The organism is Rhodococcus sp. P4_B6 (assembly GCF_056402215.1).
The window spans coordinates 1-11,835 of the sequence record NZ_JBFUHV010000225.1; the positions used below are offsets into that span (position 1 = coordinate 1).

The 11,835-nt window shown below is 67.6% G+C and carries 11 protein-coding genes and 1 pseudogene; 8 read left to right on the forward strand and 4 right to left on the reverse strand.

What is annotated here, in order from left to right:
• From AC1DWT_RS45565 to AC1DWT_RS45580, 4 genes and pseudogenes are all read right to left on the reverse strand, one after another.
• A pseudogene (locus tag AC1DWT_RS45565) lies at nucleotides 1-247 on the reverse strand (ABC transporter permease); the annotation flags it as partial.
• Nucleotides 248-393: 146 nt separating this feature from the next.
• A complete protein-coding gene (locus AC1DWT_RS45570) occupies nucleotides 394-1,392 on the reverse strand; it encodes a substrate-binding domain-containing protein (RefSeq protein ID WP_124391183.1) in 999 nt (332 codons plus the stop codon).
• Between the two features lie 188 nt (nucleotides 1,393-1,580).
• Complete coding sequence (locus AC1DWT_RS45575; RefSeq protein WP_095865149.1) at nucleotides 1,581-2,942, reverse strand: MFS transporter; 1,362 nt, start codon at nucleotides 2,940-2,942, stop codon at nucleotides 1,581-1,583.
• 31 nt (nucleotides 2,943-2,973) lie between these two features.
• A complete protein-coding gene (locus AC1DWT_RS45580; RefSeq protein WP_072947097.1) occupies nucleotides 2,974-3,711 on the reverse strand; it encodes a GntR family transcriptional regulator in 738 nt (245 codons plus the stop codon).
• A gap of 203 nt (nucleotides 3,712-3,914) precedes the next feature.
• Between AC1DWT_RS45580 and iolC the strand changes: the two genes are divergently transcribed.
• The 8 genes from iolC to AC1DWT_RS45620 all read left to right on the forward strand — a co-directional run.
• Complete coding sequence (iolC, locus tag AC1DWT_RS45585; protein ID WP_072947096.1) at nucleotides 3,915-4,904, forward strand: 5-dehydro-2-deoxygluconokinase; 990 nt, start codon at nucleotides 3,915-3,917, stop codon at nucleotides 4,902-4,904.
• Nucleotides 4,897-5,796 (forward strand): Cgl0159 family (beta/alpha)8-fold protein, encoded by a 900-nt coding sequence (locus AC1DWT_RS45590; protein ID WP_072947095.1) that lies wholly within the window; start codon nucleotides 4,897-4,899, stop codon nucleotides 5,794-5,796. Before iolC ends, AC1DWT_RS45590 begins: the two co-directional genes overlap by 8 nt.
• Before the next feature lie 21 nt (nucleotides 5,797-5,817).
• Entirely contained in the window at nucleotides 5,818-6,714 is an 897-nt protein-coding gene (iolB, locus tag AC1DWT_RS45595) for a 5-deoxy-glucuronate isomerase (RefSeq protein ID WP_206012745.1), read from the forward strand.
• Nucleotides 6,711-8,669, forward strand: a complete 1,959-nt coding sequence (gene iolD, locus AC1DWT_RS45600; protein ID WP_206012746.1) for a 3D-(3,5/4)-trihydroxycyclohexane-1,2-dione acylhydrolase (decyclizing) — start codon at nucleotides 6,711-6,713, stop codon at nucleotides 8,667-8,669. The genes iolB and iolD overlap by 4 nt, the downstream gene beginning before the upstream one ends.
• Before the next feature lie 35 nt (nucleotides 8,670-8,704).
• Nucleotides 8,705-9,610: a sugar phosphate isomerase/epimerase family protein gene (locus tag AC1DWT_RS45605; RefSeq protein ID WP_072947093.1), complete on the forward strand. Its 906-nt coding sequence runs from the start codon at nucleotides 8,705-8,707 to the stop codon at nucleotides 9,608-9,610.
• Between the two features lie 26 nt (nucleotides 9,611-9,636).
• Complete coding sequence (locus tag AC1DWT_RS45610; protein ID WP_095865147.1) at nucleotides 9,637-10,737, forward strand: Gfo/Idh/MocA family protein; 1,101 nt, start codon at nucleotides 9,637-9,639, stop codon at nucleotides 10,735-10,737.
• Nucleotides 10,738-10,742: 5 nt separating this feature from the next.
• Nucleotides 10,743-11,615, forward strand: a complete 873-nt coding sequence (locus AC1DWT_RS45615; RefSeq protein ID WP_095865146.1) for a sugar phosphate isomerase/epimerase family protein — start codon at nucleotides 10,743-10,745, stop codon at nucleotides 11,613-11,615.
• An 11-nt stretch (nucleotides 11,616-11,626) separates the two neighbouring features.
• The coding region (locus AC1DWT_RS45620; protein ID WP_477925790.1) for an aldehyde dehydrogenase family protein at nucleotides 11,627-11,835 on the forward strand (209 nt) is incomplete at its 3' end.

Genomic DNA, 11,835 nt, shown 5'->3' on the forward strand with positions numbered 1-11,835 from the left:
TCATCAGCAGCGCGACCGCGCAGGCCATGATCCCGATCGTGGAGGAGGCGTAGAGCACCGTGGCCAGCGCCTCGGGGCTGCGGAACGGGGGTGCGACGACCATGAAGAAGACGAAGATCGCGATCGCACCGAACAGGGACCCGATCTCGGGGCGGACCAGCAGCCGTTGCAGGCGTTTTTGTTCCTTCACCCGTTCGTCGTGGACGACCTTGTGACTGGCAAGGTCCAGATCTTGCTGTGTGGACATGATTTCCTCTCCGCGCCGGTGGATCTCAGCGTTGTGCGGTGCCGGCCGGTCCTGCGACCGGGTCGATGGTGACGGTGATTGTGTGTGCGAGAGATGGACCCACCGGGGTCCGGATCGTGTGTCCTGTCATGTGAATCGACCGCCGGTCAGCGGGTGCCGGCCTTGGCGTACTCGGCGACCTTGTCGATGTTGGTCTTGTCGATGAACGACGGCCCGGTCAGTGTCGGCCCGCCGCCGCCGATGACGTTGCCGTTGTTCAGGTAGAGCCACAGCGAATCGATCGCCAGGTAGCCCTGCAGGTACGGCTGCTGGTCGATGGCCCACTGCACGCTGCCGTCGGAGATGGCGTCGACGAGCGCGGCGTTGGTGTCGAACGTGAAGACCTTGGCGGGGCTGCCCGCGTTACCGACGGACTGGACGGCGGTGAGGGCGATCGGCGCGCCGAGCGCGAGCACGCCGTCGATGGACGGGTCCTGCTGGAGCTTGGCGGCGATCGTCGAGTTCACCGACGGCATGTCCTCACCATTCACGTTGAGCGTCTCGAACGTGCCGCGGAACGTCTGCTTGGCACCGGCGCAACGGGATTCGAGCTGAATCTGGCCCTGCTGCTGAATGACGCAGACGACGTGCTTGGCGCCGTCGTCGTTCAGCCGGTTGCCCGCAGCCTGGCCGGCGATGGTCTCGTCCTGCCCGAAGTACTGCGTGACGCCCATGTCCTTCCAAGCGCCGTATCCGGCGTTGAACGCGGAAATCGGGATACCCGCGTCCTGCGCGCTCTTGACGGCGGGCGCCATCGCTTCGGGGGTGGCGAGGGTGAGTGCGAGGCCGTCGACCTTGGAGTCGATCGCCGTCTGCACGAGGTTGGCCTGGTTGGGGGCCTGCGGATCGGAGGAGTACTTCAGTTCGACGTTGTCCTTGTCGGCGGCATCCTGCGCACCGGTGCGGATCAGGTCCCAGAACGTGTCACCCGGCGCCGCGTGGGTGACCATCGCGATCGTGATGCGCGGGGTGTCGGCGCTGCCCGCGCCGATCCCGGAGCCGCTGCTGTCCGGCTTGCCGCCGGTGCTCGAGCACGCCGCGAGGCTCATCACCAGGGCACTCGCGCAGGCCACCACCGCCACGCGACGCCGATTGGGGAAGTTCATCTGTTTTTCCTCTCGGGGGGACGAACGGCTCGTTGACGTCTTGGCCGTGTGCCTTAGATGTAATACGCGTCACACCCGAAAGTCAATAGTTTGTCTGGACATTAGGACCACATATCAAATGCGGGGGGACACGTGTCACCGCTGTGGGCCCGGAAATCGAGCGGAAATGCCGAAATAAGGGGACGCGCTCAGCGCGTGACCGATGCACCGGCGTCGCGCGGCAGACGCAGCGTGTCGACTACCGTGCCGAGCATCAGCACGCCCAAAAGGACGAAGGTCCAAGAATATTCGGAACCGAACCCGTGCTCGGACGACGTCGCCAGCGGCGTGAACGCGGTGAGCGCGAGAGCCGCGAGTGCGATCCCGAGGCCGGCTGCCAGTTCCTGCACCGCGGCATTCAGAGTGTTCGCGTGCGTGAGGTCGGCGCGATCGACGTCGGAGAACGCGAGACTGTTGTACGCGGTGAATCCGACCGAACGCAGGGCTCCGCTCACGAAGAGGACCGCCGCGATGACGGGCATCGGGGTCGACGAACTCAGTGCGGCGAGCAACCCGAAGCAGCCCACCGACAGCAGCGCGTTCACCAGCAGGATCGGCCTGATACCGAAGCGCCGCATCAGCGGCGTCGTGAAGGGTTTGATCGCGATGTTGCCTGCGAACAGCGCGGCGACGAGTAAACCCGCGAGAAACGGCGTCCAGCCGAAGCCGAGTTGGAACTGCAGTGGCAGCAGGAAGGGCACGGCCGTCACGATCAGGCGGTAGAGCGAACCTCCGGTGACGGTGGCGCGCAGCGTCCGGACGCGCAGCACGCGGACGTCGACGAGTGGGTGCGGTGTGCGGACGAGATGGACCGCGGACGCGACCAGCAGGACGACCGCGACCACTCCCCCGAGCGCGACCCGGCGCCAGTCCGTGCCCGTCACGCGGATACTTTCCAGGGCGATCAGCGCCGCCGCGATCCCCGTTCCGACCCCGAGCAGGCCCCGCCAGTCCAGCCTCCTCGCCGACCGCGAGCCGGCCCCGTGAACCAGCCTCAGCGACAGCAGGATTCCGAGGACCCCGATGGGAATGTTGATGACGAAGATCCACCGCCACGAGCCCACCGTGGCGATCGCGCCGCCGAGCAGGGGCGCGATGACGGGCGCGGCGAGCGCGGGCCACGTCAGCAGGGCTATCGCGCGGACGAGATCGCCCTTCGTGCTCGACCGCAGCACCGCGAGCCGTCCGACCGGCACCATCATGGCGCCGCCGACTCCCTGCAGCACCCGCATCGCGACGAGCATCGGCAACGACACACTCGCGGCGCACCCGATGGACGCCAGGGTGAACACGGCGATGGCGGCCACGAACACCCGGCGGGTCCCGAACCGGTCGGCCACCCACCCGCTCGCCGGGATGAGGACCGCGACCGTGACGAGGTAGGCGGAGATCGCGATGTTGACGTCGACGGGGTCGACGCCGAAGGAGTCGGCGATCAGCGGGACGGCGGGGGCGATGATGGTGGCGTCGAGAATCTCCATGAAGAGGGCGCCCGCCACCAGCAGGGCCATTCCCCGGGGGAACGACGTCGCGCGCCCCGTCCTAACGATCGACAACGGTGGTGTCGAAGTAGTACCGCGACGCCCGGTAGCAGTGGCTGCCGAACTCGACGGCGCTTCCCGAGTCGTCGAACGCGGTCCGGTTCATCGTGAGCAGCGGCGCCCCGGTCTTCTCGTCGAGGAGTGACGCCTCCGCCTTGCTCGCCGCTTTCGCGCCGATGCGTTGCCGTGCGAGGCGAATGTGCACGCCGCGGGCGCGGAGTGCGTGGTAGAGGCCGTGCGCCTCGAGTTCGTCGGGGTCCGGCGCGAGATCCACCGGGATGTGGTTGGTCATCAGCGCGAGTGGTTCGCCGTTGGTGCTGCGGAGGCGCCGGATGGACGCGACCTCGCTGCCGGGTTGCAGGTTGAGTTCGGCGGCCACGTCCTCGGCAGGCACGGCGACCTGGTAGTCGAGGAGCTTGGTGGTCGGGCTCTGCCCTGCGCGGGCGAGGTCGTCGAAGAGACTGGTGAGCTCGACCGGCCGGTGCACGGCGCTCTGCACGACTTGCGTGCCGACACCGCGTTTGCGGACGAGCAATCCCTTGTCGACGAGTTCCTGGATGGCGCGGCGCGTGGTCGGGCGCGACAGGTTCAGTCGTTTGGCGAGCGCCAGTTCGTTCTCGAAGCGGTCGCCGGGCGCGAGTTCCCCGCCGATGATCGCGTTCTCGATCGTCTGCGCGAGCTGGAAATACAGCGGAACCGGGCTCGATCTGTCGAGCTCGACTGCGAGTGGTGCACCCACGGACAACTCCGATCCTCGTGCGCGTGGCGACGTCCGCCGCCGCCGATCTTTCCGGCAGTGTATGCGAACACTAACACCAGATTGACTTCAAGTAATAATGTCAGGACAAAGTCTTGACAGGAGCCGGTGATGTGGAGCACAGTTTCAACCAGACCTCGGCGCCCTGCGCAGACCACCCACAACGACCTATTCGGGAGTCAGCCTTGACCACCAACCAGACGCAACCCAACCGGAACGGATTGGACGTCCTCGCCATCGGGCGCTGCGGTGTGGACATCTACCCATTGCAGACCGGCGTCGGACTCGAGCACGTCGAGACGTTCGGCAAGTTCCTCGGCGGAAGCGCCGCCAACGTCGCCGTCGCCGCCGCCCGCCTCGGCTGCCGCAGCGCTCTCATCTCGGGCGTCGGCAACGATCCGTTCGGACGCTACGTCCGCACCGCACTCACCGATCTCGGCGTCGACAACCGGTACGTCGGCATCGACACCGACCACCCGACCCCCGTCACGTTCTGCGAGATCTTCCCGCCGGACGACTTCCCGCTGTACTTCTACCGCAAGCCGGTCGCCCCGGACCTGCAGGTGAAGCCCGCAGACCTCGACCTCGACGCGGTCCGCGACGCGAAGCTGTACTGGTCGACCGTCACCGGACTGTCCGAAGAGCCCAGCCGCAGCGCACATTTCGCCGCATGGGAAGCTCGCGGACGTCGCAGCCACACCGTTCTCGACCTCGACTACCGCCCGATGTTCTGGTCCTCCCCCGCCGACGCCACCGCGCAGGTGCAGCGTGCCCTCCAGCACGTCACCGTCGCGGTCGGCAACCGCGAGGAGTGCGAGATCGCGGTCGGCGAGACCAACGCCCACAAGGCCGCCGATGCGCTGCTCGACCTCGGCGTCGAACTGGCCATCGTCAAGCAGGGCCCCAAGGGTGTGCTCGGCAAGACCCGCACGCAGTCCATCACGGTGCCGCCCAACGAGGTCGACGTCGTCAACGGCCTGGGCGCCGGCGACAGCTTCGGCGGGTCGCTGTGCCACGGCCTGCTCGCCGGGTGGCCGCTCGAGAAGATCCTGCGCTACGCCAACGCCGCGGGGGCGATCGTCGCTTCCCGGCTCGAATGCTCCACCGCGATGCCGACGGCCGACGAGGTCCGTGAGCTCGCCGAATCCACCGCTTCGGAGGCTGTCAATGTCTGAAACTCTCGCTCACCGCGCAGTCTGCGCGTCCTACGCCGACGTCACCGAGGTACGCGCCAGTGATCCGGCCGCCATCGACCGTGCCTGGGCGACCCGCATCGCCCGGCCCACGGTGCGCGGCAACGGCCGGCTCATGATCGTCGCCGCCGACCACCCCGCCCGCGGCGCGCTGTCGGTCGGCGACCGCCCGACCGCGATGAACAGTCGCACGGATCTCCTCGACCGCCTCCGCACCGCGCTGCGCAATCCCGGCGTGGACGGCGTGCTCGCCACCGCCGACATCCTCGACGATCTGGTGCTGCTCGGCGCGCTGGACGACAAGGTGGTCATCTCGTCGATGAACCGCGGCGGCCTGGCAGGCGCCAGCTTCGAACTCGACGACCGCATGACCGGCTACAGCGCGGCGGGCACCGCGAAGGCCGGCATGAACGGCGGAAAGATGCTGTGCCGCATCGACCTCGACGATCCGGGCACCCTCTCCACCCTCACCGCCTGCGCGGAGGCCGTCGATTCGCTGGCCGCGGCCGGGCTGATGGCGATGGTGGAACCGTTCCTGTCGCGGCGTGTCGACGGCAAGGTCAAGAACGACCTCAGCGCCGACGCCGTGATCAAGTCCATCCACATCAGCCAGGGACTGGGCTCCACGTCCGCCTACACCTGGATGAAGCTTCCGGTGGTCGACGAGATGGAACGCGTCATGGACGCGACGACGCTCCCCACGCTGCTGCTCGGCGGAGACCCGCAGACGGCCCCCGAGGAGACGTTCGCGAGCTGGGCGAAGGCCCTCGCACTGCCATCGGTCCGCGGCCTGATCGTCGGACGCACCCTGCTGTACCCGCGGGACGAGGACGTCGCCGCCGCGGTCGACACCGCCGTATCCCTCGTTCACTGACGCACGCCGGAGAGGCCCACGATGAACAGCAAGTACTACGTTCCGGTCGGTTCCGCGGCCACCGGGCCGTTCGACCTCGAGGTCACCCCCGAGTCGGCGGGCTGGACGGAATCGAGCCTCCGGGTGCTCACCCTGGCACCCGGCGGGTCGGCCGAACTCACCACCGGCGACGACGAGATCATCGTCGTGCCGCTGGCCGGGTCGGCGTCGGTGTCGAGTGAGGGGACCGAGTTCGCGCTCACCGGGCGCCGGTCCGTGTTCGACGGGCCGAGCGACTTCGCCTACGTGGGACGGGCCTCCGCCTACACGGTGGCGAGCGCGACCGGTGGCCGTTTCGCACTGTGCGGCGCCCGCGCCCGGCAGAAGTTCCCGTTCCGGTACGTTCCGGCCGCGGACGTGTCCGTCGAACTGCGCGGCGCGGGCAACTGCAGCCGGCAGGTGCACAACTTCGGCACCGCCGACCGATTCGAGGCCGACTCGATCATCGCGTGCGAGGTCATCACGCCCGGCGGCAACTGGTCGTCGTACCCGAGCCACAAGCACGACGAAAACAGCGACGTCGAATCCCAGCTCGAGGAGATCTACTACTTCGAGATCGCCGAAGCCGGCGACACCGCAGTGGATTTCGGCGGCACCGGATTCGGCTACCATCGTGTGTACGGCACTCCCGAGCGGCCCATCGAGGTGCTCGAGGAAGTGCGATCCGGCGACGTGGTCCTCGTCCCGCACGGCTACCACGGACCGTCGATCGCCGCCCCCGGACATCACATGTACTACCTGAACGTGATGGCCGGGCCGGGCGAAGAACGTTCCTGGAACATCTGCGACGACCCGGCACACACCTGGCTGCGCGGCAGCTGGGAACACCAGACCGTCGATCCCCGCCTCCCCCTCCACGCACCGTCCGAAGGAGCATGACCGTGGTGTCCACCGCGCCGATGTCGGCGAGCAAGAACCCCAACGCCGAGGGCACCGTCCACCTCACGGTGGCTCAGGCGACCATCCGATTCCTCGCCGGCCAATACGTCGAGCGGGACGGCGAACGCACCAAGTTCTTCGCAGGCTGCTTCGGCATCTTCGGTCACGGCAACGTCGCCGGTCTCGGTCAGGCGCTGCTGCAGGCCGAGATCGACGCCGTCGAGGCCGGCACCGAACCGGAACTGCCGTACGTCCTCGGCCGTAACGAGCAGGCGATGGTGCACAGCGCGGTCGCGTACGCACGCCAGAAGGATCGCCTGCAGACCTGGGCCGTGTCGGCCAGCGTCGGCCCCGGCTCGACCAACATGCTGACCGGTGCGGCGCTCGCCACCATCAACCGGCTGCCCGTCCTGCTGCTGCCCGCCGACACGTTCGCCACCCGCGCGAGCGCACCGGTGCTGCAGGAACTCGAACTGCCGTCGAGTGGGGACGTCACCGTCAACGACGCGTTCAAGCCGCTGTCGCGCTACTTCGACCGCGTCTGGCGGCCCGAGCAGTTGCCGTCGGCGCTGCTCGGCGCGATGCGCGTGCTGACCGACCCTGTCGAGACGGGCGCGGCCACCGTCGCCATCCCGCAGGACGTGCAGGCGGAGGCGTTCGACTGGCCCGAGTCGATGTTCGCCGAGCGCACGTGGCACGTCGCCCGGCCGCTCCCCGAGAAGTCGGCGATCGCGCGGGCCGCGGACGTCATCCGGTCGGCGAAGAAGCCGCTGATCGTCGCGGGCGGTGGCCTCATCTACTCCGGCGCCACCGAGGCGCTGGCCTCGTTCGTCGAGTCGACCGGCATTCCGGTCGGCCAGAGTCAGGCCGGCAAGGGTTCGCTGCCGTACGACCACCCGCAGTCGGTCGGGGCGATCGGCTCGACGGGCACGACCGCGGCCAACGCTCTCGCCACCGAGGCCGACGTGATCATCGGCATCGGCACGCGCTACAGCGACTTCACCACGGCGTCGCGCACCGCGTTCAACAACCCCGACGTGCGGTTCGTCAACATCAACGTGGCGTCGATCGACTCGGTGAAGCAGGGTGGCGTCAGCGTCGTCGCGGATGCCCGCGAGGCACTCGAGGCGCTCACCGCGGCACTCGGCGACTACTGGGTTTCCGACGAGTATCGTCTGCGCACAGCCGAACTCGCAGAACACTGGGAGTCCACGGTCGACGCGGTCTACAAGATCGACGACGACTCGCTCGGCCTCAACCAGAACCAGGTCATCGGCCTCGCCAACACGCTGTCCGATCCTCGCGACGTCGTCGTGTGCGCCGCCGGCTCCATGCCCGGCGACCTGCACAAGCTGTGGCGCACCCGCGACTCGAAGGGTTACCACGTCGAGTACGGATTCTCCTGCATGGGCTACGAGGTCGCCGGTGGTATCGGCGCCAAGATGGCATGCCCCGACCGCGACGTGTTCATCATGGTCGGCGACGGCTCCTACCTGATGATGGCCACCGAACTCGTCACGGCCGTGCAGGAGAACGTCAAGGTCATCGTGGTCCTCGTGCAGAATCACGGCTTCGCGTCCATCGGATCGCTGTCGGAATCACTGGGCTCCCAGCGTTTCGGCACCGACTACCGCTACCGGGGTGACAACGGCCGGCTCGACGGCGACATCCTGCCCGTCGATCTGGCGGCCAACGCGGCGAGCCTCGGCGCCGACGTGATCCGCGCGAACACGGCCGCCGAGTTCGCCGACGCCGTCAAGGTAGCGAAGGCGACCGACAAGACCACCGTCATCCACGTCGAGACGGACCCCCGGATCGCCGCCCCGGACAGCGAATCCTGGTGGGACGTCCCGGTCAGCTCGACCAGCACCCTCGAGTCCACGCAGAACGCGTACGAGACGTACGCGCAGTGGAAGAAGATCCAGCGTCCGTTCCTCCGCCCGTCCGGCAACTGACCCGCCCCCAGCAGAACTTTCGAAAGGATTTCCCGATGAGCGTCATTCGCGTCGGATCGGCCCCCGACTCCTGGGGCGTGTGGTTCCCGGAAGACCCGCAGCAGACCCCCTACGGCCGGTTCCTCGACGAGGTGTCCGCATCCGGTTACGAGTGGATCGAGCTGGGGCCGTACGGCTACCTGCCCACCGACCCGCAGCAACTCCGCGACGAACTGGCCGCCCACAATCTGAAGCTGTCGGCGGGCACCGTCTTCGAGCACCTGCACCAGGACGACTCCTGGGATGCCGTGTGGACCCAGATCGAGGACGTCGCGAAGCTGACCGCCGCCGTCGGCGGCAAGCACGTGGTCGTGATCCCGGAGATGTGGCGCGACCCGGGCACCGGCGAGGTGCTCGAGGACCGCAACCTCACCGCGGAACAGTGGAAGAAGAAGACCGGCGGCATGAACGAGCTGGGCAAGAAGATGTTCGAGCAGTACGGCGTCAAGGCGCAGTACCACCCGCACGCCGACAGCCACGTCGACACCGAGGAGAACGTGTACCGCTTCCTCGACGGCACGGACAGCGAATTCGTCAACCTCTGCCTCGACACCGGCCACATCAGCTACTGCGGCGGCGACAACCTCGCGATCATCGAGCGGGCCCCCGAACGGATCGGATACCTGCACCTCAAGCAGGTCGATCCCGAGGTTCGTGCCAAGGTCGAGGCCGAGGACCTGCCGTTCGGCGAAGCCGTCAAACTCGGCGCGATGATCGAGCCCCCGCTCGGCATCCCCGACCTGCCGCCGCTGCTCGCCGCGATCGAGAAGCTCGACATCGACGTGTTCGCGATCGTCGAGCAGGATCTCTACCCCTGCGCCGTGGACGTGCCGCTCCCGATCGCCCAGCGCACCCGCAAGTACCTGGGGTCCTGCGGGATCCCGTCCGTCAAGTTCGTCTAACCGACCACGTCAGGAGCTAGTCAGCTATGTCCGAGAGCAACGACCTGCGCATCGCCGTCCTGGGTGTCGGAATGATGGGCGCCGACCACGTCGCGCGGATCACCGACCGCATCAAGGGTGCGACCGTCGCCGTCGTCAACGACTACTTCACCGAGAAGGCCGAGGAGATCGCGGCCGGAATCCCCGGTTGCCGCGTGGTCAACGACCCGCTCGACGCGATCGCCGACCCCGGTGTCGACGCGGTCGTCCTGGCCACCCCCGGTCCGACACATGAGAAGCAGCTCCTGGCCTGCCTCGAGCACGGCAAGCCGGTGATGTGTGAGAAGCCGCTGACCACCGATGTCGCCACGTCCCTCGAGATCGTCAAGGCGGAAGCCGAGCTCGGCAAGAAGCTGATCCAGGTCGGCTTCATGCGGCGCTTCGATCACGAGTACGAGCAGCTGAAGTCCCTCATCGACGACGGCGTGTTCGGGCGGGTGCTCCTCGCCCACTGCGTGCACCGCAACCCGGTGGTGCCGCCGAGCTTCGACAGCTCGATGATCGTCAAGGATTCGCTGGTCCACGAGGTGGACGTCACCCGCTTCCTGTTCGACGAGGAGATCACGTCGGTCCACGTCCTCAAGCCCGCCGCGAACCCCGGTGCGCCCGAGGGACTTCAGGACCCGCAGATCGCGTTCTTCAGCACCGAGTCCGGTCGTCACGTCGACGTCGAACTGTTCGTGACCACCGGTGTCGCCTACGAGGTGCGCACCGAGATCGTCGCCGAGAAGGGTTCGGCGTTCATCGGCCTCGACGTCGGACTGGTCCGCAGGTACGGTACCGGCGCGGGAACCGGCCGCTCGGGTGCCGGCATGTACGGCGGAGAGATCACCCCGTCGTTCAAGGAACGCTTCGGCCAGGCGTACGACGTCGAGATCCAGCGGTGGGTGAACGCCGTCCGCACGGGCGCGGAGACGGGTAACTACGTCGACGGCCCCGGCGCGTGGGACGGCTACGCCGCCGCCGCCGTGTGCGCGGCCGGCGTGCAGTCACTGGAGACGGGCGAGCGCGTCACCGTCGAGATGGTCGACCGTTCCTCCATTCCGGGAGCGGAGCCTGCGGAGCGACCCATCGGACCGGGAGCCTGATCACGATGAAGATCGCACTCGATCCCACCCCGTTCCACCACGACTACTCGCTGCTCGAATTGCCGGCTGTCGTCGCGGAACTCGGCTTCGAGCACCTGCAGCTCACGCCGCACCGCGACATGATCCCGTTCTTCAACCACCCGAAGGCCGACGACGAACTGGTCCGTCAGTTCCGCAAGGCCTGCAGCGACGCCGGCGTCGGCATCGCCTCGGTGTTGCCGGTCCTGCGGTGGTCCGGCCCGGACGAGGACGCCCGCGAGGCGGCGGTGCGGTACTGGAAGCGCGCCATCCAGATCACCGTCGACCTCGGTGTGAACGTGATGAACACCGAGTTCAGCGGCCGGCCGGAGAAGGCCGAGGAGTCGGAGCGCGCCTTCTACCGGTCGATGGAGGAACTCGTCCCCATCATCGAGCGTGAAGGCATCGACGTTCGCATCGACCCGCACCCCGACGACTTCGTGGAGAACGGCCTGGACGCCATCCGGATGATCCGTGGCATCAATTCCAAGAACTTCGGCCTCGTATTCGTCGCGTGCCACTCGTACCACATGGGCGCCGGAATGCTCGAGATCATGCGCGCGGCGGGCGACATGCTCCGGCTCGTTCACGTCGCGGACACGATGGATCACCATCGCTCGCACGGACTCCGGTACATCACCAATCCGCCCGGCAACCCGGTTCGTGTGCATCAGCACCTCAAGATCGGCGACGGCGACCTCGACTGGGACGAGTTCTTCGGCGGTCTCGGCGAACTCGGCTTCTACGACAAGCCCGACACGGTGATGGTGTCCAGCGTTTTCGCCGAGGACGAGAACGCACACGACGTCTCCCGCTACCAACTGAAGACCATGAAGGATTACATCGCGCGCACGCGGTGAAAGGACAACACATGAGCACCAACATCACTCGCGAGATCGCACACTGGTCCGACGGCAAGACCTTCGCCGGCACCAGCGGTAACACCGCCCCCGTCACCAACCCGGCCACCGGCGCCGTCACCGGACAGGTCGCCCTCGCCAGCGTCGAGGACGCCCGCGCCGTCATCGACGCCGCAGCCGCCGCCTTCCCCGCCTGGCGCGACACCTCCCTCGCCAAGCG

Bases quoted from the DNA above. Each gene is read 5' to 3' on its own strand.
- AC1DWT_RS45605 (WP_072947093.1), top strand. From the start codon at position 8,705: ATGAGCGTCATTCGCGTCGGATCGGCCCCCGACTCCTGGGGCGTGTGG.
- iolB (WP_206012745.1), top strand. From the start codon at position 5,818: ATGAACAGCAAGTACTACGTTCCGGTCGGTTCCGCGGCCACCGGGCCG.
- AC1DWT_RS45615 (WP_095865146.1), top strand. From the start codon at position 10,743: ATGAAGATCGCACTCGATCCCACCCCGTTCCACCACGACTACTCGCTG.
- AC1DWT_RS45575 (WP_095865149.1), bottom strand. From the start codon at position 2,942: ATGGCCCTGCTGGTGGCGGGCGCCCTCTTCATGGAGATTCTCGACGCC.
- iolD (WP_206012746.1), top strand. From the start codon at position 6,711: ATGACCGTGGTGTCCACCGCGCCGATGTCGGCGAGCAAGAACCCCAAC.
- AC1DWT_RS45610 (WP_095865147.1), top strand. From the start codon at position 9,637: ATGTCCGAGAGCAACGACCTGCGCATCGCCGTCCTGGGTGTCGGAATG.
- AC1DWT_RS45590 (WP_072947095.1), top strand. From the start codon at position 4,897: ATGTCTGAAACTCTCGCTCACCGCGCAGTCTGCGCGTCCTACGCCGAC.
- AC1DWT_RS45570 (WP_124391183.1), bottom strand. From the start codon at position 1,392: ATGAACTTCCCCAATCGGCGTCGCGTGGCGGTGGTGGCCTGCGCGAGT.